This is a genomic window from Streptomyces sp. NPDC001515 (assembly GCF_053597115.1).
This window is the reverse complement of the sequence record NZ_JBSFHN010000020.1, coordinates 71,390-97,423: the sequence shown is the minus strand read 5'-3', so window position 1 is coordinate 97,423 and position 26,034 is coordinate 71,390. Positions and strand designations below refer to the sequence as shown.

The window sequence follows — 26,034 nt, the reverse complement described above, 5'->3', positions numbered from 1 at the left end:
AGCCGGAAGCAAGGCCCCGGCGATCTATCCTCTACACAGTTGTAGAACGTGGGCGCCGGGTGACGATGCTCTCGCGCGCTCCACGACTTCTTCTTCCCACCCTCGTACGCACATAAGGGAGTGAACGCCGCGATGGTGTTCAAACGACTGCTCGGCTCACTCGGCGTGGGCGGCCCCACGGTCGACACGGTGCTCGCCCCGGGAGCCACCGCTCCCGGGGGCAGCCTCTCCGGCCATGTCCATCTCCGGGGCGGCAGCGCCGACTTCGACATCGACCACATCGCCCTGGAGCTGGTCGCCCGCGTCGAGGCGGAGCACGACGACGGCGAGAGCCAGGGTGTCGTCACGTTCGACCGGTTCACCGTCGGCGGAGGATTCCGTCTGGCCGCCGGCGCCGAGCAGAGTCTGCCGTTCACCGTACGGCTTCCGTGGGAGACCCCCATCACCGAGCTGTACGGTCAGGCCCTCGGCATCGTCCTGGGCGTACGGACCGAGCTCTCCGTCTCCGGCGCCAGGGACAAGGGCGACCTGGACCAGCTCGCGGTCACCCCGCTCCCCGTCCAGGAGGCGATCCTCGATGCCTTCGGCCGGCTCGGCTTCGGCTTCGACTCCGCCGACCTGGAGTACGGTCGCATCGGCGGAACCGGCCAGCAGCTGCCCTTCTACCAGGAGCTGGAGCTGACGCCCGCCCCGCAGTACGCCCACGCGGTGAACGAGATCGAGGTGACCTTCCTCGCCACCCCCGGCGGCATGGAGGTCGTCCTCGAAGCGGACAAACGCGGTGGCCTCTTCTCCGATGGCCACGACGCCCTCACGCGGTTCACCGTGGGCCACGACGGCGTCGAGCACCAGGACTGGACCGCGCTCGTCGACGGGTGGGTACGGCACCTCGTCGAGCACCGCCCGGCCCACGCCGGCCACACCTCCTACGACGCCGGGTACGGCCACGGCGTGCCCCACGCCGAACACCACCACGACGGCGGCCACCGTGCCGGACCGGGCATGGGTACCGCCGTCGCCGTCGGCGCAGCGGGTCTCGCCGTGGGCGTCGTCGGCGGCATGGTCGCCGCCGAGGCCGTGGACGAGATCGGCGACTTCTTCGAGGGCGACGACGAGGGCGGGGAGGACTGACCGTGTTCGGGATCAGCGAGCTGGCGATCGTCCTGATCGTGGTCGTCGTGGTGCTCGGCGCGAAGAAGCTGCCGGAACTGGCCCGGTCCGCGGGCTCGTCGGCCCGCATCCTCAAGGCGGAGGCCAGAGCGCTCAAGCACCAGGACGATCGAGTCGGAGACGGACCCGCCACGCCACGCGTCATTCCGGGCGAGACGGTCTCCCGGCGCGACACCGGACAGGGCCCGCCCGCGTAGGTCCCGGTGGCGTCACCGGGCGCGGGAAGCCCGGGAGGACGTGGATCGGCGGCGCGCCTAGGGTGGAGAGGGACGGGGGGACGCGCACCGTTCGCGGGGGCCGCGGCAGGGCCGGATGCCGTCCGGCGGCCCCGGGCGCCCGCGACAGCTCCGAGGGAAGGGCGAATCATGCCGGCAGAGGCACGCGGCGACGATGTCTACCAGTCGCAGAGCGACGGCCAGGACCCGCCGAACGACGACCTCGATCTGGAGAACACGCTCGACGAGCGGGATCTCGACGACGTGATGGAAGAGGGCTATTCCCCGCCCGAGCGGCCCCTGGCCGTCGACAAGTACGGCACGACGGGCGAGGAGGAGCGACTCGGCGAGTCGCTGGACCAGCGCCTGGCCCAGGAGACCGAGGACGTGCGGCCGCCGGACGGTGACGGCATCGGGGACCTGGCGGACGGCGAGGGCGAACCCCTGGAGCCGGGCGACGAGACGCGTTCGGGCCGGCTGAGCGCGGAGGACGAGGTGCCGGGGCGGCGTACGGACGTCTACGCCGATGACGTGGGCATCGACGGCGGCGCCGCATCGGCCGAGGAGGCCGCCGTGCACACCACGGACGAGGCGGAGGAACAGGGCAGGGAGGGCTGACCGGCCGGGTCCGGGTGCGCGGTCGCGGGGACGCCGGTCAGCGCCGGAGGATGCAGAAGGGGTGTCCCGCCGGATCGGTGAGTACCCGCGCCCTGTCCCCGTGGGGCTGGTGATCCGGCTTGCCCGCACCCAGCTCCAGCAGCCGGGTCTCCGCCTCGTCCAGAGTCCCCGCCACGGTGAAGCAGAGGTGGAGCTGCTGCGGGACGGTCCCGTCGGGCCAGGTCGGGGCCCGGTGGTCCGCGACCCGCTGGAATCCGATGAAGAGTCCGTCCCCACGGTTGAGACCGGCGAACTCGGCGTCCGACTTCGGGTGCGGTTCGAAGCCGGTGGCCTTCTGGTAGAACGCCGCCAGAGCGAGGGGATCGGGGCAGTCCAGCGTGATCGCGGCCAGTTCCATCTCCAGGGACATGCGGCCTCCGAGCCGGTCAGTGGCGGGTGCGCCGTCCGTCGTGCCGTGCGCCCCGGACACGGAGCCCACCGGCCTCGCCGCCTCCGGAGACGTCATATGACGGGAGTGGCGGACAGGGCGTCAGCGAGTCGGGCGATCGGGTCGCCGTCGTACCGGTGCCGGGACTGCTGGGCGGGCCAGGTCGAGAACGCGTCGTCGGACCAGCGCGGAACGACGTGAACGTGCAGATGCGGCACGGACTGCTCCGAGCCGGGTCCGCTGGCGCTCAGGATGTTCACGCCTTCGGCCCCGAGCGCGGTCCGCATGGTGGCGGCGACCTGCTGGACCAGCGCCGTCGTGTGCGTCAGGACGTCTGCGGGGACGGTGAAGATGTCCGGCCAGTGGGCCGTGGGGATGACGAGGGTGTGCCCTGGCGCCAGGGGATTCAGCGGGGCGAGCGCGCTGGCCACCGGTCCACGTGTCACCCATCGGGCGTCGCCGTCCCGGAGGAGTCGGCAGAAGGTGCAGTCCACGGCCCAAGACTGCCACAGCCGCCTGGGCGGCCGGGCACACGGGAAGGCGACGTGCGCGTGCAGCGCCCCGCCCGGGGCCGCCATTCGGCAGCTCGCGCGGGGCGTGTGATCAGGCGTCAGCCGTTGAGCCAGTCACCGCCGATCAGTTCACGGACGTGGTCGACGGCTTCAACGGTCCGGCCTCGGGCCAGGAGCGCCGCGCCGTCGTCGTCGCGTACGAGGACGTCCTGGCCCAGGAACCAGCGGGTCCGTTCCCCTGCGGGACAGGCGGGGACCGGCAGTCGTGCGAAGTGCGTCTCCAGGGGCCCCATGCTGTCGTCGCCCGGTTCGAGGACGTCGCAGAGTTCTCCGTCGGCGTGCAAGGACTCGGACAGGACGAGCTCGACGAAGAAGACGGACAGACGCTCCAGCCACGTCTCCCACTGCTCGGCGCTCTTGTCGGCGAGGTCGAGCCGGATGAACACCGAGGGATCGTCGGCCGGAAGGTGTTCCAGGAGGACTCCCCAGGATGCGGCTCCCTGGTTCTCGTGGCGGAAGACCAGCGCCTCACGCGCCTCGTCGATATACAGGTGTGCCGGATCGAGCAGCACGTCGTGGTTGCTGGTGAGATCACGGCGACGCCCGAACAACGCGTATGCCTCGCGCAACGCCGCCGGCAGGGGGATGCCCAGTCTCGCCTCGGCGGCGGCGAGATCGGCCTCCGTCCATCCGTCGGATCCGTCGAGCGCCGCCCCGGCCCAGTGAGCGGCGAAGTCCTGGACGAAGGCCCACGCGGCGGTGCGGCTTTCCACCCCTCGGGAGAGCGACGCGGCAAGATCGAACTCTTGTGTCATGCCGGGACGATATCCGTCTCGCCCACCACGATGTCACCGCTGCCTGACGCGTGGTCCGGTGGCGGGGCGGCTCCTCCTGCCTCCGGGCGCGCGGAGGCGGTGCCGGAGGAGGAAGCCGCTTCCCTATTCGATGCCGGCCGCGCGGAGTTCTTCGATCGCTCGGCGCAGATCGTCGAAGGCTCGCTGCTCGTCGCGGCGGGAGTCACGACCGGTCGGCAGGAGCCGGTTCCCGGCACCGCGAGCGCGGTCGTAGGCGTCGAAGCAGGTGAGCACCCTTTCGATGGGGGGTCGGGAGGGCGAGTCGGGTATACGCGGGGGCATGGATGGTCCTTCGGTGCGCGGGAGTCGAGGTCGGGGGGAAGGGGTGTGTCCGGCCGGGTGGCACGCGGCGACGTGGGGCCACGGGCGAGGACGTCCGGCGGTCTTGCGCGTACGAGGGCTGCCGGGCGGCGGGTCCCGGCATCGTGGCCGCGGGCGGCACGGCGGGCACGCGGGAGCCGGGTACGGGACAGCGGGGGCACGGCGAACCTTCCAGGGCGCGGCTGAGACAACGCCGACCAGGCTTCCCGGCACACCACCCGCTCCGAAGGAACGAGCCAGGCGACATGGTATCCGGAGTGAAGGAGCGGGACAGGGGGCCGTCCTCCGGTCCGCGCTCCGCCCCGTTCCTCCTGACGTTCCCCTGCCCCCGTGCGCCTTCGCCGTGCCGTTACGGGGCGCCGCAGCTGCCTGAACGGGGCGCAGGGGCGCACCGTGGCGCCGGAGCGGTCCGGACGGGCAGGCCCCTACCGACGACGGGCTGCGACGCGGCGGGCCGCGTACAGGATGGCTCCGACAATCAGTACGGCCGCGCCGGTGACGACGGAGGGCAGGGGCAGGGCGAAGGCCAGGGCCGCGCAGCCGGCCAGGCCGACGACGGGGACGAGTCGGGCGGGGCGGCCCTCGGCGCGGGTCAGGGTCCAGGCGGAGGCGTTGGCGACGGCGTAGTAGGCGAGGACACCGAAGGAGGAGAAGCCGATCGCACCGCGTACGTCGGTGGTGGCGGCCGCGACGGCGACGACGGCGCCCACGAGGAGTTCGGCCCGATGAGGGACCTTGTGGCGCGGGTGGACGGCGGCCAGGGCGTGGGGCAGATGGTGGTCCCGGGCCATGGCGAGGGTGGTGCGGGAGACGCCGAGGAGGAGGGCGAGCAGGGAGCCGAGTGCGGCGAGGGCGGCGGTGATCCGCACGACGGGGACCAGCCCGCCGGCGCCGGCCGCGCGGGCGGTCTCCGTCAACGGGGCCTCGGCGGAAGCGAGAGCGTCGGGGCCGAGGACCACGAGGGCGGAGACGGCGACGAGCGCGTAGACGGCGAGGGTGACGCCGAGGGCGGTCGGGATGGCGCGCGGGACGGTACGGGCGGGGTCGCGGACCTCTTCGCCCAGGGTGGCGATGCGGGCGTACCCGGCGAAGGCGAAGAACAGCAGGCCCGCCGCTTGCAGTACCCCGCCCGGCGTCGCGTCCGCGCCGATGTCCAGGCGCTGCGCCTGCGCGGCGTCGGAGGTGACCGCGGTGACGGCGACCGCGGTGAGGACGGCCAGGACGACGCCCACGACGGCGCGTGTGAGCAGGGTGGACTTCTGTACACCGGTGCAGTTGGCCGCCGTGAGACCGACGACCGCGGCGACGGCGACCGCGTGGGCGTGGGCGGGCCAGAGGTAGGTGCCGGCAGTCAGCGCCATGGCCGCGCAGGAGGCGGTCTTCCCGACGACGAACGCCCAGCCCGCCAGATGGCCCCAGAACGCGCCGAGGCGTTCGCGCCCGTACACGTAGGTGCCGCCGGATGCCGGGTAGAGGGCGGCGAGGCGGGCGGAGGAGGTGGCGTTGCAGTACGCGACGATCGCGGCCAGGGCCAGTCCGAGGAGCAGCCCGGAGCCGGCCGCGCGGGCGGCCGGGGCCAGGGCGGCGAAGATCCCGGCGCCGATCATCGACCCGAGTCCGATCATCACGGCGTCCGGCACGCCCAGGCGCCGCCGCAGTTCGTCGGGCAGTCCGGCCGCGGGTGGGGGCGTGCTGCTCACGGTCACTTCTCCTTGCCGGACGCGCTCGCGGACGGGCTCCGCGTCGCGCGGGCACGATAGAGCACGAACCTGAACGGCGCGTGGTGCCCGTGCGTCGTCGGGAACGGCCCCCGTGCCGACGCGTGATGACTGGTCGTCGGCGCTGGTCCGCCCACGGGACGCCGCCGGCGCCGGCTCGCCGTGAGTCGACCGCGCACGACCCTCCCGGGGACGGGCGGTGGCTCCCCCGCCCCTGGGGCCCGGCGGTCCCTACGCGTCGTCGAGTTCGGCACGTACGCGGCGCGAGGGCTGGAAGACGTACAGGTCGAGAATCGCGGGCGGTTCGGCCAGGCCGGGGCCGCCGTCGCGGACCCAGGCGGTGATGTCGGCGGCGGCGTCCGGGTCGTTGACCTGGCCCAGCCAGACGGGCCGGCCGCCTGCCCTGCGGCCTTCGGCGGAGGGCTGGATCACGATGACGTTCGCCCGCTCGCACGCGTCGAGGCAGTCGGCGCGGCGGATGGCGGCGATGCCGGAGAGGGCGGTGCGCAGGTCGGTGAGCTGGGCCTCGTGGTCGAGGTGCGGCACCTTGCCCGGGGTGCCGCAGCAGCATCCGCGGCAGACGGTGACGGTGCAGCGGGGCGGGCCGGAGGGGACGGCGGCCCGTGCGCGTCGGGTGCGTCCGCTCATTCGGCGTTCCCGGGGAGCGAGGCCGTCCAGGCGCGTTCGCGCAGCAGGCGCAGGCCGTTGAGGCCGACGACGACGGTGGAGCCCTCGTGGCCCGCGACGCCGAGCGGCAGCGGGAGCGTGCCGATGAGGTCCCAGGCCACGAGGACGGTGATGAAGACGGCGGCGACGGCCAGGTTCTGGATCACCAGGCGGCGGGCCCTGCGGGACAGGTTCACCGCGGCGGGGACGGTGGTGAGTTCTGCGCGGACGACGACGGCGTCGGCGGTCTCCAGCGCGAGATCGGAGCCCGCCCCGCCCATGGCGATGCCGGTGTGGGCGGCGGCGAGGGCGGGCGCGTCGTTGACGCCGTCGCCCACCACCAGAACGCGACGCCCCTCGGCCTCCCACCGCTGTACGGTGGCGGCCTTGTCCTGAGGGAGCAGCGCGGCGCGGACGTCCGTGATGCCGGTGCGGGCGGCCAGGTGGCAGGCGGCGCGTGCGTTGTCGCCGGTCAGCAGGACGGGGGTGCGGCCGGTCAGCTTCGTGAGGGCGGACACGGTGGCGGCGGCGTCCGGGCGGAGACGGTCGGAGAGGCCGAGGAGTCCGGCGGGGGCGCCGTCGCGCAGGACGAGGACGACGGTGCGCCCGCGCTCTTCGAGGTCCTTCACCCGGCGCCGGATGTCGGGGTCGGTGGTGGGGAGCCGGGCCGGTGAGCCCACGCGGACGGTGTGACCGCCGATCACGGCCGTGACGCCCGCGCCGGGTTCGGAGGTGAAGTCGGTGGCTTCGGGAAGAGGAAGTCCGCGTTCGGCGCAGGCGTCGACAACGGCGCGGGCCAGGGGGTGCTCGCTGGGGTGCTCGGCCGCTGCCGCCAGGGCCAGCACCGTGTGCCGGTCCAGGCCGGAGCCGGGGGCGGCATGGATGTCGGTGACGCGTGGGGTGCCCTCGGTCAGGGTGCCGGTCTTGTCCAGGGCGGCGAGGTCGGTGGCGCCCAGGCGCTCCATCACGACCGCCGACTTGACGAGGACGCCGTGACGTCCGGCGTTGGCGATCGCGGACAGCAGCGGCGGCATCGTGGACAGCACGACCGCGCACGGGGAGGCGACGATCATGAAGGTCATTGCCCGGAGCAGGGCCGGGCGCAGTTCGTCACCGAGGGCGAGGGGGATCGCGAAGACGGCCAGGGTGGCCACGACCATGCCGATCGAGTACCGCTGTTCGATCCTCTCGATGAACAGCTGGGTGGGGGCCTTGGTCTCGGAGGCTTCCTCGACCATCGTCACGATCCGGGCGATGACCGAGTCCGAGGGATCGCGCGCGACCCGTACGCGCAGTGCTCCGGTGCCGTTGACGGTGCCGGCGAACACCTCGTCGCCCGTCCGCCTGGCCACCGGCAGCGGTTCGCCGGTGATGGTGGCCTGATCGACGTCGGAGGCGCCGTCGACGACCTGCCCGTCGGCGCCGATCCGCTCGCCCGGCCGCACCAGGACGATGTCTCCGACGCGGAGGGAGTCCGCGGGTACGCGCTCCTCGCCGCCGCCGGGCAGGAGCCGGACCGCCGTGGCCGGCGCGAGGTCGAGGAGACCGCGGACGGAGTCGGCGGTCCGCGCGGTCGCGACGGCCTCCAGCGCGCCGGAGGTGGCGAAGATGACGATCAGCAGGGCTCCGTCGAGTACCTGGCCGATGGCGGCCGCGCCGATGGCGGCGACCACCATCAGCAGGTCGACGTCCAGGGTCCGGTCCCTCAGGGCCTTCAGCCCCTCCCACCCGGGCTCCCAGCCGCCCGTGACATAGGTGGCCGCGAACAGGGTCCCCCACAGCCATGCCGGGCCGTCGAGTACGTACGCGGGCAGCGCGAGCGCGAACAGCACCAGCGCGGTCAGCGCCCAGCGGGCCTCCGGCAGCGCGAGCAGCCGGGTACGGCGCGGGGACCGGACGGGCCGGGCGGCGGGGGCCGGGGTGGGTGGGGCGGACCGCTGCCGGCCGAGGACCGAGGACATGGCGGGACAACCCTTCGCGGGTGGGTGGATCGGCGGTGACACTCCCACCATACAAGAACACCTGAACAGGTCTTCATATGTCATCGGTACGATGGAGCCATGGGCCACGGACGCGACACCACCGCCAGCAGCTCCACCACCCGCGAACGCCTCGACGCCGTGGGCACCGCCGACGTCGCCGCCACCCTCCAGGCCCTCGCCACCCCCTCCCGGCTCCACATCCTGGCCCGCCTCCAGGAAGGCCCGTGCGCGGTCGGCGATCTCGCCGACGCCGTCGGCATGGAGCCCTCCGCCTGCTCCCACCAGCTCAGGCTGCTGCGCAACCTCGGCCTCGTCACCGGCGAACGGCACGGCCGCTCGATCGTGTACGCCCTCTACGACGACCATGTCGCCGAACTCCTCGACCAGGCCCTCTACCACGTCGAGCACCTGCGCCTCGGCATCCGCGACGCCTCCCCCGCACCGGGCGTCACCGCCACGAGCGGCTGACCCCCGCCCGGCTCCCCCTTACGCGGGCGCGACGTCCCGCCGCGCACCCTCGACGATGCCCGCCGGCGCCTCCGCCGACTCGGGCGTGAGCCGGTAGAAGCCCTGGAGGCCGATGGAGTTCTCGAGGCGGCCGTCCACCACGTACTTCAGGCTGCGGGTCCTGCCCCGGGCGTTCCGCCAGGTGAGGCCGGGGAGCAGGGCGCCCGGTACGGGGCGTGTCGAACCGTACGGGTGCCTTGCGCAGGGCGCGGCAGGCGTCGCGGGTCCGCAGGTCGGTGAAGGCGTCATGGCCGCGATCGCAGGAGTCGGCACCGACAGCAGGCGCCGACGGGGCCGGGGCGCGAGGCGTGGCCCCCTTCAGCCTCCGGCCTGAATCCGGAGGCCGGCCAGGGTGAGGTCGAGGGCGGAGCGGAACTGGTCGGCGTCGTCGTGGCCCTCGAATTCGTCCACGGTCTGGTGGACGTACGGGAATTCGGCGGGGTCGAGGGTGCGCCAGGCCCGGGTGTAGCGACCCAGGAACTCGTCGCGGCTCACCGCGCCGTCGAGGACTTCGAGGGGCGGGTCCTGTCCGATGTCGAGGGCGGAGCCGACCACGACACCGATCACCGCCGTCACCGCGTGGAAGCGCTGGCGCGGGGTGAGGTCGAGGCGCAGCGTGTGCTGGCCGAGGCGTTCGTAGAGCCGCAGCGAGTTGCCCTGGGCGAGTGCGGAGCGCATGAAGCGGGTGCCCAGCCAGGGGCGCTTCACGATCGCGGCGAAGAGGGTGAGCGCCGACGCGCGCAGGTCGTCGATGGGGTCGTCGGAGGGCGGCAGCGCCTCGACCTCGGCGAGGACGCCGGCGATCACGTGGTCGGTGGCGCGGTCGAGGAGTTCCTCCTTGTTGGCGACGTACCAGTAGATGCTGGCGACGCCGCCGCCGAGGCGCTGCGCGAGCGCGCGGAAGGTGAGGGCCGACTCTCCTGCCTCGTCGAGCAGGGCCACGCTCTCGGTGATCACGGACTCCAGCGAGTGCGACGCCCGTCGGCGTCCTTCGCCCGAGCGGCTCTGCATGCGCGCCACGGCTCACATCCCTCATCGACCGGTTTCCGACCTGCCTGCCTTGCGTCCTCATCGAACGCCGTTCTATCGTACTTCATCGAACGTCGTTCGATAGTCGAACGCTGTACGAGTGGAGGACACCATGACTACCGATACCGGCTCCGCCGGAACCACTGACGCCACCGGTGCCGCCACTCGCGGCGGCGGCTCGCGTACATACCCCTCGCTCCGCGCGGCCTGGATCCCGATGCTCGCGCTCTGTCTGGCCTTCTTCGTCGAGATGGTCGACAACACACTGCTCTCGATCGCCCTGCCGACCATCGGCCGGGACCTCGGCGGCAGCACCACTTCGCTGCAGTGGGTCACCGGCGCCTATTCACTGACCTTCGGGGGGCTGCTGCTGACCGCGGGCTCGATGGCCGACCGGATAGGGCGCCGCAAGGTGCTGCTGGTGGGCCTGGGCATCTTCGGGGCGCTCAGCCTCTGCGCCCTCGCGGTCGACACGACCGGTCAGCTCATCGCGTTGCGCGCCGCGCTCGGCGTCCCCGCCGCGGCGATGGCGCCGATCACCAACTCGCTGGTCTTCCGGCTCTTCGACGAGAAGGCCCTGCAGATGCGGGCCATGACCGTCATGATCGTCGTCGGCATGTCCGGCTTCGTCCTCGGTCCGCTGCTCGGCGGCACCGCGCTGGCCCATGTCGGCTGGGAGTGGCTGCTGGTCGTCAACGCGCCGATCGCGCTCATCGCCGTCATCGGCGTACGGCTCGGGGTCCCCGCCGACCGTCGCGAGGACCTCACCACCGACCGCCTCGACCTGCCCGGCGCGTTCCTCAGCGTCTCCGCCATGGGCCTGGCCTGCTACTCCCTGACCAGCGGCGTCGAGCACGGCTGGCTGTCGGCCGCGACGGTGGCCTCGGTCGTCGGCGCGGTGGCCGCCGGGGCGGGCTTCGTACTCCGTGAGCGCCGGGCCGCGGCGCCCATGCTGGACCTGAAGGTGTTCACGCGGGGCACGGTCCGTGGCGCCGCGATCGCCCAGGTGGGCACGGCCATCGCCATGGCCGCCGTGATGTTCGGCATGATCCTGCACTTCCAGTACGCCTACGGCTGGAGCCCGGTCCGCGCCGGCCTCGCCAATCTGCCGATCATCGTGACCATGATCGCGGCCACCCCGCTCTCGGAAGGGCTCGCCCGCCGCTACGGCCACCGCGTCGCCTGCCTGGTCGGCTCGGCCTGCCTGGCCGTGTCGCTGGCCGGCATGGCCTGGGGCGTCTACCACGGTTACGCGGTCATCGCGGCCTGCATGGTGGTGATGACGATCGGTCTGCGCACCGTGATGACCATCTGCGCGGTCGCGCTCGTCGACGCGATGCCCAGCAACCGCACCTCCATCGGCGCCGCCCTCAACGACACCGCCCAGGAGGTCGGCTCCAGCGTCGGCACCGCCGTCGCCGGCACGCTGATCGCCGCCCTGGTCACCGCCATACTGCCGGCGGGCGTCTGGAGCAGCGATCTGATCCGGTCCTTCTTCCACGGCGAACGCATCACCTACGGCGTTCTCGCCGTCGTCGTCGGCCTGATCGCCGCCCTCGGCTCCCTGAGCCTCACCGACTCCCACTCCGTCGAGGAGCACCCGGAGGAGGCGTAGGCCGAGGGCGAGGTCGTGGCGACCGACGGTGGGATGCGTCGGAGCAGAGGTCCGTCCCCTCGCACCCCGCCGTCTTCGCGTTCGCCGCACGGCGGCGCCGGGCACCCGCCGCGTTGCCGTCGAGGGGTCGGGGCCGCACAGGGATGCGGGTGGGCCGGAGGCGCCCTCCCACGCCTCGGCTACCGCTGCTCGACGGGCAGGAGGCCGCGTTCCGCGAAGACCTTCCTGGCCACGAAGGTGGCGTTGAGGGCCCTGGGCATGCCGCAGTAGACGGACGTCTGGAGGAGGGCTTCGACGATCTCCTCGGGGGTGAGGCCGACGTTGAGGGAGGCGTTGATGTGGACGTCCAGCTGGGGTTCGCAGCCGCCGAGGGCGGTGAGGATGCCGAGGGTGACGAGCTGGCGGTCGCGCGGGGGCAGGGCGGTGCGCTCGTAGATCTCTCCGAAGGCCCAGGAGACGACCTGGTGGCCGAGTTCGGGGCTGATGTCGGCGAGGGCGTCGATGACGCGCTGGGCCCCGTCGCCGTCGATGGAGGTGAGGGTCTTCATGCCGCGGTCGAAGCGGTCCTGGCGGGTCTCGGCGGTGGGCGTGGGAGTGCTCATGACGGGTCCGTTTCCGGCTGCTGGTCGAGCAGCTGTTCGTAGTGCTCGATCTTGGTGTCGAGCGCGGCGGCGTTGCGGCGCAGCGCGCGGATGCGTGCGGCGAGGTCGTGGCGGTGGTCGCGGAGCATGGTGAGGCGGTCCGCGACGGTGGCGTCACCGGCCGCCCGCAGCCTGGCGTACCGCTGCATGTCGCTGATCGACATGCCGGTCTCGCGGAGGCGGATGAGGAACTCCAGCCAGGCGAGGTCCGTTGCGGCGTAACGGCGTTGGTTGCCGGTGGTGCGTCCGACCCGGTCGATCAGGCCGGCGCGCTCGTAGTAGCGGAGGGTGTCGGGCGAGAGGCCCGTCCGCTCGGCGACCTGGGCGATCGTGAGGGTCGGTTCCGGTCGGGGGAGGGCGTTTCCTTCGGTCACACGGACAAACCTAGAACCTGGAGCGCGCTCCAGGTCAAGCCGCGACGGGGTGACGCGCGTCGGCCGCGGTGCGGTGGGGCCGATCGGCCGCGCTCACCCGCCCGCCGGCCCGCCTTGTGCGGCTCGCTCAGCGCGGGCGGGCCCCGTGGTCCAGGACTCCGGTCACCACGGTGTGCAGATGGTGGCGGAACCGGTCGAGGGCGGGCAGGTCGTGGGGGCCGCGCCTGCGGCCGGCGGGGTCGATCACTCCGGCCTGGCCGAAGGAATGGGTCGTCCAGACGATGGTGAAGACGAGCATCTCGATGTCGACGTCGGCGCCGATTCCGGCGCGGTCGAGGACCGTGCGGACACCGGCCGCCACCTCGGCGACCAGCGGGCCCGCGAACTCCGTCTCGATCTCGGCGAGTTCGGCTCCCTCCGAGAGCCAGCGCCGCATCCACAGCGCGGGGACCTCGGGGTGGCCGAGGCAGAAGGAGAGGTACGTGTCGACGAAGCCGAGCAGGGCGGCGCGGGTCTCGTCGGCCGAGGAGCCGCAGGCGCGCAACTGGTCGAGGGCGGCGGTGGCGACCTCACGCTGGGCGAGATGGGCGCGGCGCATCACGGCACGGTAGAGGTCCGGTTTGCCGCCGACGTGGTAGGCGACCGTGGCGATGTTGAGGCCGACCGCCTCCGCGATCGCGCGGGTGCTGGTGGCATCGTACCCGCGCTCGGCGAAGAGTCGGGTGGCCGCCTCCAGGATGCGTTCCCGGCTGGATCCGTCGTCGGCTCGCTGGCTCATGGGTCTGAGGCTACCTGACGGGCCGCGCCCCGTTCAATCAGGTGCCGGAGAGCGAAAAACCAGGTCAGAGACGATTGCGCTCTTCTCCATCATTCGATTGAATGAGCGCCCTCACGGAAGAGAGGGCGTGGCATGGGTGCGACGAGGGTTGCGGTGATCGGTGCCGGTGCCGCCGGGCTGGCGTCCGCGAAGGCGCTGCTCGACGACGGTCTGGACGTCACGGTCCTGGAGCGGGGCGAGCGCGTCGGCGGCCTGTGGGCACCGGACGACGAGGGCGCGACGCCGGCGTACGGGAGTCTGCATCTCAACACCAGCAAGGGGCGGACCGAGTTCGCGGACTTCCCGATGCCCGCGGCGTGGCCGGACTTTCCTTCGGCGGCGCTCGTCGGGGGCTATCTCGCGGCGTACGCGGACGCCTTCGGGGTCACCGAGCGCGTCCGCTTCGGCGCCGAGGTCCGGACCGTGCGGCGGTGCGGCACGGGATGGGAGGTGACCACCCGGCGCGGCGGGGAGCCGGTGGTGGAGGTGTACGACGCCGTGGTCGTGGCGAACGGGCACAACCGCGAGCCGAAATGGCCCTCTCCCGCCTATCCGGGCGCGTTCGACGGCGTGCAGACGCACGCCCACGACTACCGGAGCCCGGACCTGTTCGCCGGGCGGCGGGTCCTCGTCGTCGGCATGGGCAACTCCGCGATGGACATCGCCGTGGACGCCTCGTACGTGTCCTCGGGCCCCGTGCTGCTGTCGGCGCGGCACGGTACGCACATCGTTCCCAAGTACCTCTTCGGCCGTCCGGCGGACGCGACCGGCGGGGCCCTCGCGGTGCTGCCGTGGCGGATCCGGCAGAAGGTGGCGGAGAGCGTGCTGCGCCTGGCCGTCGGCACCCCGGAGCGTTACGGGCTGCCACGTCCGGCGGGCGGGCTGTTCCAGAACCATCCGACGGTCAGCGACACGATCCTGCACCGGCTCACCCACGGCGAGGTGGTCGCCCGGCCCGGCATCGCACGGCTCGACGGAGGCCGGGTGGTCTTCACGGACGGTGCGGCCGACGACGTCGACGTGATCGTGTGGGCCACCGGCTACCACGTGACGATGCCGTTCCTCGGCCGCGACTGGACCGGTGACGACCCCGAAGAACTCCCCCTCTACCAGCGGGTCTTCCACCTCGACGACCCGACGCTCACCTTCGTCGGCCTGATGCAGTCCACCGGTGCCGCCCTGCCGGTCGTCGAGGCGCAGGGCAGGCTCGTCGCCGCGTATCTCGCGGGGCGGTACGCCCTGCCCTCACCGGCCGAGCAGCGCTCGGCGGTGGAGCGTGCCCGCGCCGCCGCGGTCGGGCGCTGGGGCGACCGGCGACCGGTGATGCGGATCGATTTCGACCGGTACGTGACCGCGCTTCCCCGCGAGATCCGGGCCGGTGTCCGCCGGGCCGCCCGCGGCGCCCTCGTCCACGCGTCGACCACGAAAGCAGATGTGTCATGACCTCTTCCTCCGGTTTCCCCTTCTCCTCCGCCGCCCGCCACGACGCACGCGGGCGACGGGTCCTCGTCACCGGAGCCTCGGGCACCATCGGCCGGGCCCTCGGTGAGCGGCTGACGCGTGCGGGAGCGCGGGTGGTCGGTCTCGATCTGCGCCCCGGGGGCGACGAGCCCTTCCCCGTGATCCCGTGCGACGTCACCGACGACGCGGAAACGGCCGCCGCCGTCGCGCGGGCCCTGGAGGTGCTCGGCGGTCTGGACGTGCTGGTGAACAACGCGGGCGTCGGCGGACCGGCCCCGGCCGAGTACGCGCCCGGGGACGAGGTGCGCCGGCAGCTGGAGCTGAATCTGCTGGGGACGTGGCGGGTCACGGCCGCCTGCGTGGGCGCGCTGGTCGCGGCGCGCGGACGGGTGGTCATGGTGACCTCGCGGATGGCGGTGATGCAACTGCCGCTGGCCGCCGCGTACGGCGCGTCGAAGCGGGCCATGGTCGCCTACGCCGACGCGCTGCGTCTGGAGCTGGGCACGCACGTCTCGGTCAGCTGCGTGTACCCCTCGGCGGTGCGCAGCCCGATCCACGACTCGACCCGGGCCGCGGGTCTCTCGCTGGAGGGCATGAGCGTGTACGAGCCGCTGGACGGGGTGGTGGACGCGCTGGTCCGTACGGCGCTGGCCCGACGGCCCCGCAGGGACGTGACCACGACCCGGCGGGGTGCGGTGGAGTTCTTCCTCGCCCGGCATCTGCCCGCGCTGACCGACCGCGTCGTGGCCCGTACGCTCGCGGCGCGGGCCCGGACCGGGGTCTTCGACGGGGCGGAACTCGCCGCCGGAGTGGTCGAGCGCCACCGGAGCGGGACGTGACGGCCGCTCAGGCCGCCCCGGTCACGCCGGAGCGGCCACCGGGCCGGGGCGTGCTGTCGGCGTACGCGGCGGGCTCGGTGGGCATGGGCGTCTGGGTCACCGTGCCGGGGCTGCTGCTGCTGTACTTCCTGACGGACGTCCTCGGCGTGCCCGCGTTCGCGGCCGGTCTGACGCTGCTGCTGCCCAAGGTCGTCGACATCGTCGTCCATCCGCTGCTGGGTTCGCGCTCGGACCGGGAGGCGCTGCGGTTCGGGCACCGGCGGCGCATGCTGCGGTCCGGGCTGCTGCTGGGGCCGGCCATGGTGGCGATGTTCAGCGTGCCGCCGGGGCTGGGCGGAGGGGCGGCCGCCCTCTGGGTGGGCTGCTGGTTCGTGGTGGGCAATCTGCTGTTCGCCGGCTTCCAGGTGCCGTATCTGACGACTCCTTCCGACCTTCCGATCGGCTACCACGAGCGGACCCGGGTCTTCATGTTCCGCATGGTCCTGCTGACCGTGGGGCTCCTCGGCGCGGGCGTCGCCGCTCCGGCGCTGTCCTCGGCGGGCGGGCGGGGCGACTACGCCCTGATGGCGGCGGTCCTCGCGGCGGCCATGACGGGCTCGGCGGCCGTCGCCCTCGTCGGCGTGCGCAGACTCACGGACGCCTGCGGTTTCCGGACGCCCGACGTACGGACCGGCCACTCCCCCCTGCCCGATCTGCGCCTGGCCTGGCGGGACCGCCCGTACCGGGCGCTGGTGCTGTCGTACCTGTTCACGGGGACGACGACGCATCTCTTCCTCGCGGCGCTGCCCTACGTGACCGCGTACGTCTTCGACGCGCCGGGGCTCACCGCGCTGTTCATGGGACTGTTCCTCGGTCCCGCGCTCTTCGCCGCGCCGGTGTGGACGGCCTGGTCGCGCCGGCACGGCAAGCAGCGCGGACTGCTGCTGTCCCAGGGCGTGTTCGCGGCCGGATCACTGGTCCTGCTTCCGGCGGTGTCACTGAGCGGGACACCGGGTGTCATGGCCACCTCCGCCGTGGTGATAGTGATGGGCGTGGCGTTCGCGGGGCTGCAGTTGTTCGCGTTCTCGATGCTGCCCGACGCGATCGCGGCGGCCGGGGCGGCGAAGGCGGGGGCGTACACGGGGGTCTGGACCGCGACCGAGGCGACGGGAACGGCCGTGGGGCCGTATGTGTACGCGGCGGTTCTGGCGGCGGGCGGGTTCGTCTCCAGCACGGCCGGCACGTCCGCCGGCCAGTCCGGTACGGCGCTGACCGCGCTGCTCGTCGGCTTCACGTGCGTGCCGGCGGTGCTGATGGGGGTGGCGCTGCGTTTCCAGCGGCGCTGTGTGCTCGCGGCGGCGTGAGGGTGCGGGAGCGCGTGACGAGAGGGGTGGGGACGATGGCGGCGGATCCGACCGGTCGGAGCGGTGCGCCGGTCCGGGCGGCGCGGGACGGAAGCCTGCGGCGGGGCGGTGCGCGGTGAGCGCGTGGGAGCAGGCCGCCGTGGCGGCGGTGGCCCTCGGGGCGTTCGCGCAGGCGTCGACGGGCATGGGCTTCTCGCTGATCGCGGCTCCGGTCCTGATCGCGGCGTACGGGCCGCACGAGGGGGTGGCGATGGTCCTGGTCCTCGCGGTGGCCGCCTCCCTGCTGCCGCTGTCGCGCGACTGGCGGCACACCCGGCCCCGTGACGCGGGCCGGCTCCTGCTGCCCGCCGTCGTGGGGGCGCCGGTGGCGGCCTGGCTGCTGGGGGCCGTGGACACCCGTGCCCTGGCCGCGGCGGCCGGCTGCGGGGTCCTCGTCGGGGTGGCGCTCCTCGGCCGAGGGGTGCGCTCGTCGTTCCTGAACACTCCGGCGGGCGCCTGGCTGACCGGCCTGGGCAGCGCCGGACTCAATGTCATCGGCGGTGTGGGCGGGCCGCCGGTCGGTCTCTACGCGGCCAACGCGGGCTGGCCCGCCCGCGAGACCCGGGCCACGCTGCACTCCTTCTTCCTCGTCCAGAACCTCGTCACCGCCGCGGTCCTCGGGTTCGCGCTGCCGTCCTGGCCGGCCGTGGCCGCCCTGGCGGTCGGCGCGGGCGCGGGCATGGTGTCCGCGCCCCGGCTGCCGGCGACGGCGACGCGCATCGGGGTCCTGGCGGTGTCCTGCGCCGGCGGGCTGACGCTGGTGGGCAGTGCGCTGAGCTGACGCCGACGTGCAGACAGGCGGACAGGCAGGCCGGACGCGTGGGCGCGCCCTGTCATCGGCCCTCGGCGCGCCGACGGCGGTGGTACGCGACGGTGACCGCGCCGAGCAGCGGCCCCCACGCCACCAGCGGCAGGTAGAGAAGCCCGGCGACCAGGGCGCCCATACCGGTCATCCCGTCGTGGGGGACCGTCCACCACAGGGCGAACGGCGACCACAGCACCGTCAGGGCGACCGCGCCCACGGCGGCCGGGACGACCGCAGCCCACACGGCGACCCGCCGGCCGCCGAGCCAGGGGATCCAGCCGGGCACCCTCTCGCCCCACGGCCGCACCAGACCCAGCGTCAGAAGGGCCAGCGCCTCCACGACCGCGCTCAGGCCGATCACGTACACCGTCCCCCAGCCGTCGATGCCCATGGCCGCGTATCCGGCCTCCGTGTACCCGCCCCGGTACCCGGCCGCCAGCAGCAGGCGCCAGAGGCCCGAGGGCAGGGTGAGCAGCGGGACGATGTGGGCGGCGCGTACGGCCCAACGAGGCGGTGCGGAGCGATCGTTGACGGGTGGTCGGCAGTGCGTGCGCCGCTTCGTGGTCATGCTCACCATCGTCGCGGCGGCCCGGCGCCGGGGCGTCGGCCGCGAGTCCGGGCCGTGGGGGCGGCCCGGGGATGATGCCTCCGCCCTCCGCCTCACCCGCGCGGCGGAGGTACGTCATCCCGAGGTCCCTCCGCGACGCGCCCCCGCCCGGAGCCCGGTGGGGGCTCAGGCGTCCGGGCCGCGCAGCGCTCCCCCGACGACGGCCGTCACGGTCCTGCGGACGGCGGCCGCCGGTGGCGGTGGGCTCGTCCGGTCGGCGAAGAGGAGATGGGCGGCGCCGACGAGGGTGGGGGCGAGGGTGTCGATGTCGGCGTCCTCGGCCACTCGGCCGCGCTCCCGTTCGGCGGCCAGATAGGCGGCGATCCCCGACGTGGCCTGCGCGGCCAGCGGGATGCTGGCGAGACCGGCCTCGCGCAGCCGGGCCCGCAGACCGTCGCGGAAGGTGAGGAGGGCGACGATCGACACCGTGAGGGGACCGAAGAGGTCCCGGAGCACCTCGACCAGGTTGCCGGTCACATCGCCCGTTCCGGCCGTGCGGAGCAGGAGCGCGGTCCGGTCGTCGACGGCGCGGACGCGGTCGAGGACCAGGTCGGCGAGGAAGGCGTCGAAGTCGGCGAAGTGCCGGTGCAGGACGCCCTTGGCGCAGTCCGCCTCGTCCGTGACCGCGCGGCTGGTGAGCGCGCTGGGCCCGTCCTGGAGCAGCACGCGCTCGGCCGCCTCGAACAGCCGGCCGCGCACGTTCCGGAGGTGCACCCCTGTCGGCATCGCTCCTCTTCCCGGTGCTGTCCACTTCCTGAGTGGGCGGTCGCCCACTAGTGTGGGCACATGCCCACTCTATCGCGGGGACCATCCGGGCCGTCCGGGTCCGCGCCGCATCACCACCGACGGCTGGCCGAGTCCTTCGGCGCTGACGCCGCCCGCTACGACCGCGCCCGACCGCCGTACCCCGATGACCTGGTGGAGCGGATCGTGGCAGCGCTGCCGGGGCGGGACGTTCTCGACGTGGGGGCCGGGACCGGCATCGAGGCCCGGCAGTTCGCGGCGGCCGGCTGCGCCGTGCTCGGCGTGGAGCCGGATGCGCGGATGGCCGGCTTCGCGCGGCGCGGCGGCGTCGCGGTCGAGGTCGCGCGGTTCGAGGACTGGGAGCCGGCCGGACGCCGGTTCGACGCGGTCGTGGCGGGAACGGCCTGGCACTGGGTGGACCCGGTCGCGGGCGCGGCGAAGGCGGGACAGGTGCTCCGCCCCGGCGGACTGCTGGCCCCGTTCCACCACGTTCCCCAGCTCCCGGACGAGGTGGCCGGCGCGCTCGCCGACGCACACCGGCGCGTCGCTCCGGACTCCCCCGTGGATCTGGGGCTGATGAAGGGTTCGGCCCTCGACGCCGCGCAGCCGCTGTTCGCCCGGATCGCCGACGGGATCCGGAGTTCGGGGCTCTTCGACGCGCCGGAGCAGTGGCACGTCGCCTGGGAGCGCACGTACACGCGGGAGGAGTGGCTGGACCAGCTCCCCACCTTCGGCGCCCTGACCCGGCTCGCGCCGGATCTTCTGCGGGAGGTCCTGGACGAGGTCGGTGCCGTGGTCGATGCCCTGGGCGGCGAGGTCGCCGTGCCGTACACCACGGTGGCGGTCACCGCGCGCCGCTCGGGCGACGCCTGACCCGGCGTATCCGGCGCAGCGCCCGTGCGGGCCGCTCACACCGCGTCGGCGGCGGTTGCCCGCACGGCGCTCCCGTCCTGCGGACGGTCCGGCGGCTCCGGCTCGGCGGCGGCGCGCCGGGCCGCCTCGACCCGGCGGTTGCTGGTCATGGAGGCCGTGACCGCCGTCATCGTCAGGAGCAGGACGGCGGAAGCGTAGAGCGGGGTGCGGATGTCGTAGGCGGTGGCGAGCCAGCCGCCGAGGAAGGCACCGCCGGGGGCGGCGCACATCGCGAGCATGCGGGAGGTGGAGGCGACCCGGCCCATGAGGTGTCCGGGGACGATGGCCTGCCGCAGGGAGGGCGCGAGCACCATCGTGGCTCCCATGCCCGCGCCGCAGACGGCGAGCGACAGCCCGGCGACGTACGGGTCGCGGGCCGAGGCCAGCCCCAGGACGGCGAGCCCTTCCACGGCGGCCGTGCAGGTCAGCGCGGTGCCCGTGCCGAGGCGCCGGCCGAGGTACGGGGCGAGGCCCGCGCCCAGCAGACCGCCGGCGGCCTCCGCCGTGAGGAGCAGTCCGAAGCCGTAGGTGTCGATGCCGAGGCGCTCGTGCGCGAAGAGCGCGAGAACGGTCTCGACGGCGACGAACGCCACGTTCCCGACGGCCGGACGCAGCGCCAGTCCGAGCAGCACCCGGTCCCGGAACACGTACGCGGCACCGGCCCGCGCCTGCCGCAGCAGCGATTCCCGGGCCTGCGCAACGGGCCGGGGCGTGGCGGGCAGCGTACGGACGAGGACGGCCGAGCAGAGGAAGGACAGCGCGTCCGCGAGCAGCGGGACGGCGCGGCCGAGGGCGAGCAGTGCGCTGCCCGCGGGCGGTCCGGCGAAGCCGGACATGGCGGTCTGGGCGCCGCGCAGACGGGAGTTGGCGCGTTCCAGGAGTGCCGGCTCGCGGTCGAGGAGGTCGGGCAGATAGGCGGTGGCGGCGGTGTCGAAGAAGAGCCCGCCGAGGCCGAGCAGGAAGGCGACGGCCGCGAGCAGGGGGATGCTCAGGGCGTCGGACGCGGCCGCCGCCGCGGGTATCACGAGCAGTGCCGCACGGGCCGTGTCCGCGACCCACATCGTGCGGCGGTGGTCCCAGCGGTCCACCAGCGCCCCGCCGAGCACCCCGAAGAGCAGCCACGGCAGCGTCCCGGCTGCCGTGACGACGGCGAGCGCCATGGGGTCGCGGGTCAGCGCCAGGGCGAGCAGCGGCAGGGCCGCGTGGGTCACGCCGTCGCCGAACGAGGAGACGGTCTGAGCGGTCCACAGCCGTCCGAATCCGGTCGGCAGCATCCGGGTGCGCGCGCTCACTCGGCACCCTCCTCGGGCCGCGTGCCGGAGGCCGGGCGGAAGAGGGCGAAGACGAGGGAGGTGTCCGGCAGGGAGGGGTCGGACAGCGCCCGGTACTCGTCCGCCAGGGCCTGCAACCGCTCCCCCAGCTCCGCGAACTGGGCGTCGGTCAGGCGCAGATGCGCCATCCGCACCTGCCGGTCCGGCCCCGGCGACGCCTCCAGGTCGGCCACCGCGTGGCGCATCAGCACATCGGGGCCGCCCTCGCCCGGGTCCGGCAGCGTGACCGAGCGCGCGGCCATCGCGTAGTACCGCTCCATGACGCCCCGCACCTTGCGGGTCCGTACGACCTTCACCAGGCCGGCCCGCTCCAGCAGCCGCACGTGGTAGCTGGAGCTGCCCTTGGCCAAGCCCACGCGCTCGGCGATCTGCGTGATCGTCGCGGGCTCGAAACGGAGGACGGCCATGATCCGATGGCGCGTCAGGTTGGAGACGGCGCGCAGGTGTTCGTCGGTGGTGACGTGAAAGGTCTCGGGGAGATCGTCGGCAGGCATGCGAGAAATGGTCAACGTTTCTTGACCATTGTGCAAGGGGTTTCGCGCGGAGCCCGGCGTTCCGCCCCCGGGAACGCCAGCCGGCCCTGTCCGTCCGGGTGGACGGGCAGGGCCGGCGGGTGCGGTCGAAGGGTTACGGCTTGGCGGCCACGAAGCCCCACTGCTCGACCGGGGTCCCGGTGAAGGGCTCCTCGGGGCGCCACAGGCTGATGGAGCCGAAGCCCGGCTCCACCATCTCCAGCCCGTCGGCGAAGGTCGCCATGACCTCCTTGGGGCGCGAGATGTACGGCATGGCGCCGCCGCTGGCGTACTCGTCGGAACCGGCCGCCGTCATCGGGGTCTCGATGGTGTCGCACTGCATCAGGTAACTGCCCGAGGGCAGCGCGTCCAGGTAGGTGCGCAGCAGCGCGGATGCCTCGTCGGAGTCCGCGACGTGCCCCAGCGTCGAGAGCACCATCACCGCCACCGGCCGGTCGAGGTCCAGCGTCTTGGCGGCCTCGCGCAGAACCGTTTCCGCATCCCTGATGTCCGCGTGCACGTAGTCCGTGGCGCCTTCCGGACGGCTCGTCAGCAGGGCGCGGGCATGGGCGAGCACGATCGGGTCGTTGTCCACGTACACGATGCGCGCCGTCGGATCCACGTCCTGGGCGACCTCGTGCGTGGCGTTCGCCGTCGGCAGCCCCGTGCCCAGGTCGAGGAACTGACGCACCCCGGCCTCACCCGCCAGGTAGCGCACCGCCCGCGCCTGGAAGGCCCGGGAGGCGCGCGCTATCTCGATGATCTGCGGGTACAGCTCCTCCATCGTGGCGCCGAGGCGGCGGTCCACCTCGTAGTTGTCCTTGCCGCCCAGCCAGTAGTTCCACACCCGCGCCGAATGCGGCGTCCCCGTGTCGATCCCGTCCACCGCCGCCTGAAAACCCTGCTCGCCAGTCATCAGCCCTCTTCATGTCGCATTTCGGCCACGCGGACAACCCCCGTACCGCGCACACCCATGTTTCCTCACCAGCAACTTTCGCACCAGTCCCGGCAGGCACAACTCCCCCTGGCCGGGCGGAAACCCGACGCTCCCCCGGGGCGGAGCGCGCTGCCGCGCCGGGCGGATCGGGCCGAACGAGCAGGACGGGCGGGCGACGACGCGGCTACCCTCGCCCCATGACCGCCCCCGTACCCTTCACCGAGCACCTGCGCTCCGCCGTGGGCGCGCCCCGGCGCGCCACGCCGCTGGACAGCAGTCCGCGGTCCCGGGTGTGGCGGGTGGGGCTGTCCGACGGGCGGCGGGTGGCCGTCAAGCAGATCACCGACGACGGTGCTCCGGGCGTCGACGCGGACAGCCGGTTCGCCCGGGAGGTGGCCGCGCTGCGCCTGGCGGGGAGGGCCGCCGCACCGGCGGTCGCGCCCGCCCTCCTGGCCACGGACCCCACGGTGCGGACCATGGTGCTCGAACTCCTCGACACATCCGCCACGCCGGAGGACTGGCTGCCGGGGTACGCCGAGGCGCTGGCCCGGCTGCACGCGCTGACCGGACCCGGCGACGCGGGGGTGCTGCCGGCCTGGGCGGGGCCCACGGCCGCCGACGCCGAGTCCTTCCTCGCCCTGGCGCGGAGGCTCGACGTCCCGGTGCCGCCCGGGGTCCCCGACGAACTCGCCGCGCTCCTCGTGCGGCTGGACCCCGCGCCGCACCACGCGCTGCTGCACGGCGATCCGTGCCCCGGCAACGACGTCCACACCGGAGACGGCGTCCGTTTCCTCGACTTCGAGGGCGCCTCGCTCGGGAACGGACTGATCGAACTGGCCTACTTCCGCGTCGGGCTTCCCACCTGCTGGTGTGCCATGTCCGTGACGGGGGCCCCGCTCGCCGAGGCCGAGGGGATCTACCGCTCGACCTGGCGGGACCTCACCGGACGCGAGGTGCCCGGCGATCTCGCCGACGCGTGCGCGGCCTGGCTGATCCGGGGCGACTCCCTCGTCCAACGGGCCGAGCGCGGCACGGTGGACCACTTCGCCCGGGTCCCGGGCAAGGACTTCACGTGGGGGTACATCACCGCCCGTGAACGGCTCGTCCACCGCCTCGACGTGGTCGCCCGACTGGCCCGCGACCACGACCACCTCGCGTCCCTGGGCTGCCTCTGCTCCGGCCTCGCCAACCGCCTGCTCACCCACCGCCCGGCCCCGCGCCCGCTTCCCACGCACCGGTCCCGCGCCTGGCTCTGACGCCGCGCCGGAAACCTCGTTCCGGACGGAGCGGCGGCCCGGGGCGGGGCCGTCCGCGCGCGACCGTGCCGGCCGGCCACCGCCCCATAGTCAGGTGACCGTACTATGGGCGCTCATCGAACGAACGGACGGGAACCCCGCATGACCGACCCCCGGCCCGCCCTCCGTGTGCTGGCGCTCTACCCGCGCCGCTACCGGGCGCGCCACGGCGCCGAGATCCTGGACATGTACCTGGCGGCCACGGCGGACGCCTCGCCCGGCGCCGCCCGCCGGGAGCGGCTGGACCTCGCGGCGCACGCGGTGCGCGTACGCACCCGTACCGGGTCGGACGGGCCGGCCGGCCGGTTCCTGGTGGCCGCGGCCCCCTACGCCCTGGCCGCCGCCGGAGCGGTCGCGGCCGCCCGGCTCACCACCTCGCTGTCGCACGTCCTGCGCGGCGGCGACCTGCCGGACACCGGCGGGACGGCGCTGGCGACAGCGGTGCTGATGGCCGGGGTGCTGGCCTGTCTGGGGCGCTGGCCGGCGGCCCGGGGCACGGCGGCCGTGTGCCTGGTGGCGCTGGTGGCGGGCGGGCCGGGTCCGGCGTGGCTCGTTCCGCTGCTGGCCCTGGTCGCGGCGATGCCGGCGGCGGTCGCTCCGGCCGGGAGGGACCGCCGGCTCGCGGGGGCGTTCGCCGTCATGACGTGGCTGCCGTCGCTGTGCACGGCGCTGTCGGGCAGCCTCGTCTCGCTCGGGCTCGTTCAGCAGGCGGGGCCCACCGCGCTGCTCCTCGCGCTGCGCACGGCGGCCCCGGACGTCCGGCCCCGCCACCTCCTCGCGATCCTAGCCGCGGGGGCACCCTGGGCCGCGTCGGCGACGGGTTCGCCGGGTGGCGTCCTCGTGGTGGGCGCCGCACTCGGCCTCGCGTGGACGGGCGGGCGGCTGTCCCGGGGTCGTACCCCTGCCGTGGGGCAGGCCGGACCCGTCTGACCGGGCGCCGGCAGGCCGCGCCCGGTGCGTGTCCGGGCGTGGCGGTGGTCAGGAGCGTTCCGGATCGAATTCCAGGACCTGGGTGAGCCGGATGTTGTTGCCCGAGGGATCGCGGAACGAGGTGTCGATGCCGTACGGCCGGACCGTCGGCGGGTCGTTGAACTCGACGCCCCGGGCCGACAGTTCGTCGTACGCGGCCCGGCAGTCGTCGGTCTCCAGGAACAGGGTGCCGCCCGCCCCCTTCGCCACCGGCTCGGAGAGTTGTCCGCTGCTGGGCTCGTCCAGCATCGGCGGGCCGGGCACGGGCATCAGCACGAGGGCGGGGCCCTCCCCGCCGGGCGGGCCGACGCACGCCCAGCGGAAGCGCCACGCCTCCATCGTCACATCGGCCCGGACCTCCCAGCCGAGCTTCTTCGTGTAGAACGCGAGCGCCTCGTCCTGGTCGTGCACCCAGAACTGGGCGTTGGCGATGCGGGTCGTCGTCATGGCCGTTCCTCCTCCGTCGGTCACCCACCGCCGATGCTCCGCGCGCCCACCGCGATCCCGACCTCGGCCACGGTCCAGTCGGTGGCGTTCAGGAGCGCGGCGGCGCGTTCCAGGCGTCTGGTCAGCAGGTACTGGTGCGGGGACTCCCCGAACGCGGCCTTGAAGCAGCGGCTGAAGTGCGCGGGCGACAGCGCGGCGGCCCCCGCCATGTCCGCCACGGTCAGCGGTTCGGCGTAGCGGGCGTCGACGAGGTCCTTCGCGCGGACCAGGTGGCGGGCGATCGGAGCGGACGGCACGCCTCCATTGTGCGCCCGGCCCCTCTCGCGG

At 73.8% G+C, this 26,034-nt stretch carries 31 protein-coding genes; 12 read left to right on the top strand and 19 right to left on the bottom strand.

Features of this window, described 5'->3' with window-relative positions:
- Positions 1-132: 132 nt before the first annotated feature.
- The 3 genes from ACWCXC_RS21970 to ACWCXC_RS21960 all read left to right on the top strand — a co-directional run bounded on the left by ACWCXC_RS21970 (position 133) and on the right by ACWCXC_RS21960 (position 2,003).
- Entirely contained in the window at positions 133-1,131 is a 999-nt protein-coding gene (locus ACWCXC_RS21970; protein ID WP_450890300.1) for a sporulation protein, read from the top strand.
- Positions 1,132-1,133: 2 nt separating this feature from the next.
- Positions 1,134-1,367, top strand: a complete 234-nt coding sequence (locus ACWCXC_RS21965) for a twin-arginine translocase TatA/TatE family subunit (RefSeq protein ID WP_450890299.1) — start codon at positions 1,134-1,136, stop codon at positions 1,365-1,367.
- Between the two features lie 168 nt (positions 1,368-1,535).
- Entirely contained in the window at positions 1,536-2,003 is a 468-nt protein-coding gene (locus ACWCXC_RS21960; RefSeq protein ID WP_450890298.1) for a DUF5709 domain-containing protein, read from the top strand.
- Positions 2,004-2,040: 37 nt separating this feature from the next.
- On the opposite strand, the gene ACWCXC_RS21955 is transcribed toward ACWCXC_RS21960, so the two are convergent.
- The 7 genes from ACWCXC_RS21955 to ACWCXC_RS21925 form a co-directional block, all read right to left on the bottom strand.
- Positions 2,041-2,412 carry a VOC family protein gene (locus tag ACWCXC_RS21955; RefSeq protein ID WP_450890297.1) on the bottom strand — a complete coding sequence of 124 codons (372 nt, stop codon included), beginning with the start codon at positions 2,410-2,412 and terminating at the stop codon, positions 2,041-2,043.
- A gap of 92 nt (positions 2,413-2,504) precedes the next feature.
- The gene (locus tag ACWCXC_RS21950) at positions 2,505-2,876 is read right to left on the bottom strand and encodes an HIT family protein (RefSeq protein WP_450686100.1); all 372 of its coding nucleotides are present in this window, start codon (positions 2,874-2,876) and stop codon (positions 2,505-2,507) included.
- A 164-nt stretch (positions 2,877-3,040) separates the two neighbouring features.
- The gene (locus tag ACWCXC_RS21945) at positions 3,041-3,757 is read right to left on the bottom strand and encodes an SMI1/KNR4 family protein (protein WP_450890296.1); all 717 of its coding nucleotides are present in this window, start codon (positions 3,755-3,757) and stop codon (positions 3,041-3,043) included.
- Between the two features lie 123 nt (positions 3,758-3,880).
- Positions 3,881-4,078 carry a hypothetical protein gene (locus tag ACWCXC_RS21940; protein WP_450686098.1) on the bottom strand — a complete coding sequence of 66 codons (198 nt, stop codon included), beginning with the start codon at positions 4,076-4,078 and terminating at the stop codon, positions 3,881-3,883.
- 464 nt (positions 4,079-4,542) lie between these two features.
- Positions 4,543-5,817: an APC family permease gene (locus ACWCXC_RS21935; protein WP_450686097.1), complete on the bottom strand. Its 1,275-nt coding sequence runs from the start codon at positions 5,815-5,817 to the stop codon at positions 4,543-4,545.
- A gap of 249 nt (positions 5,818-6,066) precedes the next feature.
- Complete coding sequence (locus ACWCXC_RS21930; RefSeq protein WP_450890295.1) at positions 6,067-6,483, bottom strand: (2Fe-2S) ferredoxin domain-containing protein; 417 nt, start codon at positions 6,481-6,483, stop codon at positions 6,067-6,069.
- Positions 6,480-8,462 (bottom strand): heavy metal translocating P-type ATPase, encoded by a 1,983-nt coding sequence (locus ACWCXC_RS21925; RefSeq protein WP_450890294.1) that lies wholly within the window; start codon positions 8,460-8,462, stop codon positions 6,480-6,482. The genes ACWCXC_RS21930 and ACWCXC_RS21925 overlap by 4 nt, the downstream gene beginning before the upstream one ends.
- A gap of 99 nt (positions 8,463-8,561) precedes the next feature.
- Between ACWCXC_RS21925 and ACWCXC_RS21920 the strand changes: the two genes are divergently transcribed.
- Positions 8,562-8,951, top strand: coding sequence for an ArsR/SmtB family transcription factor (locus ACWCXC_RS21920; protein WP_450890293.1), 390 nt, complete (start codon positions 8,562-8,564; stop codon positions 8,949-8,951).
- An 18-nt stretch (positions 8,952-8,969) separates the two neighbouring features.
- On the opposite strand, the gene ACWCXC_RS21915 is transcribed toward ACWCXC_RS21920, so the two are convergent.
- Together ACWCXC_RS21915 and ACWCXC_RS21910 are read right to left on the bottom strand one after the other, a co-directional pair.
- On the bottom strand, positions 8,970-9,239 hold the full coding sequence (locus ACWCXC_RS21915) for a hypothetical protein (RefSeq protein WP_450686049.1): 270 nt from the start codon (positions 9,237-9,239) through the stop codon (positions 8,970-8,972).
- Between the two features lie 69 nt (positions 9,240-9,308).
- A complete protein-coding gene (locus ACWCXC_RS21910) occupies positions 9,309-9,956 on the bottom strand; it encodes a TetR/AcrR family transcriptional regulator (protein ID WP_450686051.1) in 648 nt (215 codons plus the stop codon).
- Between the two features lie 280 nt (positions 9,957-10,236).
- On the opposite strand from ACWCXC_RS21910, the gene ACWCXC_RS21905 reads away from it, so the two are divergent.
- Positions 10,237-11,634, top strand: coding sequence for an MFS transporter (locus ACWCXC_RS21905; RefSeq protein WP_450686050.1), 1,398 nt, complete (start codon positions 10,237-10,239; stop codon positions 11,632-11,634).
- 179 nt (positions 11,635-11,813) lie between these two features.
- On the opposite strand, the gene ACWCXC_RS21900 is transcribed toward ACWCXC_RS21905, so the two are convergent.
- The 3 genes from ACWCXC_RS21900 to ACWCXC_RS21890 all read right to left on the bottom strand — a co-directional run bounded on the left by ACWCXC_RS21900 (position 11,814) and on the right by ACWCXC_RS21890 (position 13,427).
- Positions 11,814-12,236: a carboxymuconolactone decarboxylase family protein gene (locus tag ACWCXC_RS21900; RefSeq protein ID WP_450686048.1), complete on the bottom strand. Its 423-nt coding sequence runs from the start codon at positions 12,234-12,236 to the stop codon at positions 11,814-11,816.
- Positions 12,233-12,649, bottom strand: a complete 417-nt coding sequence (locus ACWCXC_RS21895) for a MerR family transcriptional regulator (protein ID WP_450686047.1) — start codon at positions 12,647-12,649, stop codon at positions 12,233-12,235. The genes ACWCXC_RS21900 and ACWCXC_RS21895 overlap by 4 nt, the downstream gene beginning before the upstream one ends.
- A gap of 127 nt (positions 12,650-12,776) precedes the next feature.
- Positions 12,777-13,427: a TetR/AcrR family transcriptional regulator gene (locus tag ACWCXC_RS21890; RefSeq protein ID WP_450686046.1), complete on the bottom strand. Its 651-nt coding sequence runs from the start codon at positions 13,425-13,427 to the stop codon at positions 12,777-12,779.
- A 132-nt stretch (positions 13,428-13,559) separates the two neighbouring features.
- Here ACWCXC_RS21890 and ACWCXC_RS21885 point away from each other — a divergent pair, with 132 nt between their 5' ends.
- From ACWCXC_RS21885 to ACWCXC_RS21870, 4 genes are all read left to right on the top strand, one after another.
- Complete coding sequence (locus ACWCXC_RS21885; RefSeq protein ID WP_450890292.1) at positions 13,560-14,909, top strand: flavin-containing monooxygenase; 1,350 nt, start codon at positions 13,560-13,562, stop codon at positions 14,907-14,909.
- Positions 14,906-15,766 (top strand): SDR family NAD(P)-dependent oxidoreductase, encoded by an 861-nt coding sequence (locus tag ACWCXC_RS21880; RefSeq protein ID WP_450890291.1) that lies wholly within the window; start codon positions 14,906-14,908, stop codon positions 15,764-15,766. Before ACWCXC_RS21885 ends, ACWCXC_RS21880 begins: the two co-directional genes overlap by 4 nt.
- A complete protein-coding gene (locus ACWCXC_RS21875) occupies positions 15,763-17,109 on the top strand; it encodes an MFS transporter (RefSeq protein ID WP_450686310.1) in 1,347 nt (448 codons plus the stop codon). Before ACWCXC_RS21880 ends, ACWCXC_RS21875 begins: the two co-directional genes overlap by 4 nt.
- Before the next feature lie 115 nt (positions 17,110-17,224).
- Entirely contained in the window at positions 17,225-17,929 is a 705-nt protein-coding gene (locus ACWCXC_RS21870; protein ID WP_450890290.1) for a sulfite exporter TauE/SafE family protein, read from the top strand.
- Between the two features lie 52 nt (positions 17,930-17,981).
- Here the strand turns inward: ACWCXC_RS21870 and ACWCXC_RS21865 are convergent, their stop codons facing one another.
- Together ACWCXC_RS21865 and ACWCXC_RS21860 are read right to left on the bottom strand one after the other, a co-directional pair.
- A complete protein-coding gene (locus tag ACWCXC_RS21865) occupies positions 17,982-18,521 on the bottom strand; it encodes a hypothetical protein (protein ID WP_450890289.1) in 540 nt (179 codons plus the stop codon).
- 165 nt (positions 18,522-18,686) lie between these two features.
- Positions 18,687-19,286 (bottom strand): TetR family transcriptional regulator, encoded by a 600-nt coding sequence (locus ACWCXC_RS21860; protein ID WP_450890288.1) that lies wholly within the window; start codon positions 19,284-19,286, stop codon positions 18,687-18,689.
- Between the two features lie 60 nt (positions 19,287-19,346).
- Here ACWCXC_RS21860 and ACWCXC_RS21855 point away from each other — a divergent pair, with 60 nt between their 5' ends.
- Positions 19,347-20,177 (top strand): class I SAM-dependent methyltransferase, encoded by an 831-nt coding sequence (locus ACWCXC_RS21855; RefSeq protein ID WP_450890287.1) that lies wholly within the window; start codon positions 19,347-19,349, stop codon positions 20,175-20,177.
- A gap of 35 nt (positions 20,178-20,212) precedes the next feature.
- On the opposite strand, the gene ACWCXC_RS21850 is transcribed toward ACWCXC_RS21855, so the two are convergent.
- From ACWCXC_RS21850 to ACWCXC_RS21840, 3 genes are all read right to left on the bottom strand, one after another.
- Entirely contained in the window at positions 20,213-21,487 is a 1,275-nt protein-coding gene (locus ACWCXC_RS21850; protein ID WP_450890336.1) for an MFS transporter, read from the bottom strand.
- A gap of 17 nt (positions 21,488-21,504) precedes the next feature.
- Positions 21,505-22,041: an ArsR/SmtB family transcription factor gene (locus ACWCXC_RS21845; protein WP_450890286.1), complete on the bottom strand. Its 537-nt coding sequence runs from the start codon at positions 22,039-22,041 to the stop codon at positions 21,505-21,507.
- A gap of 133 nt (positions 22,042-22,174) precedes the next feature.
- On the bottom strand, positions 22,175-22,975 hold the full coding sequence (locus ACWCXC_RS21840) for an SAM-dependent methyltransferase (protein ID WP_450686290.1): 801 nt from the start codon (positions 22,973-22,975) through the stop codon (positions 22,175-22,177).
- 218 nt (positions 22,976-23,193) lie between these two features.
- Here ACWCXC_RS21840 and ACWCXC_RS21835 point away from each other — a divergent pair, with 218 nt between their 5' ends.
- Positions 23,194-24,252 (top strand): phosphotransferase, encoded by a 1,059-nt coding sequence (locus tag ACWCXC_RS21835; protein ID WP_450890285.1) that lies wholly within the window; start codon positions 23,194-23,196, stop codon positions 24,250-24,252.
- 141 nt (positions 24,253-24,393) lie between these two features.
- Positions 24,394-25,221: a hypothetical protein gene (locus ACWCXC_RS21830; protein WP_450890284.1), complete on the top strand. Its 828-nt coding sequence runs from the start codon at positions 24,394-24,396 to the stop codon at positions 25,219-25,221.
- A gap of 48 nt (positions 25,222-25,269) precedes the next feature.
- Here ACWCXC_RS21830 and ACWCXC_RS21825 read toward each other — a convergent pair whose 3' ends face one another.
- Both ACWCXC_RS21825 and ACWCXC_RS21820 read right to left on the bottom strand, forming a co-directional pair.
- Entirely contained in the window at positions 25,270-25,707 is a 438-nt protein-coding gene (locus ACWCXC_RS21825) for a VOC family protein (RefSeq protein ID WP_450890283.1), read from the bottom strand.
- A gap of 20 nt (positions 25,708-25,727) precedes the next feature.
- A complete protein-coding gene (locus ACWCXC_RS21820; protein ID WP_450890282.1) occupies positions 25,728-26,003 on the bottom strand; it encodes a helix-turn-helix transcriptional regulator in 276 nt (91 codons plus the stop codon).
- Positions 26,004-26,034 lie beyond the last annotated feature (31 nt).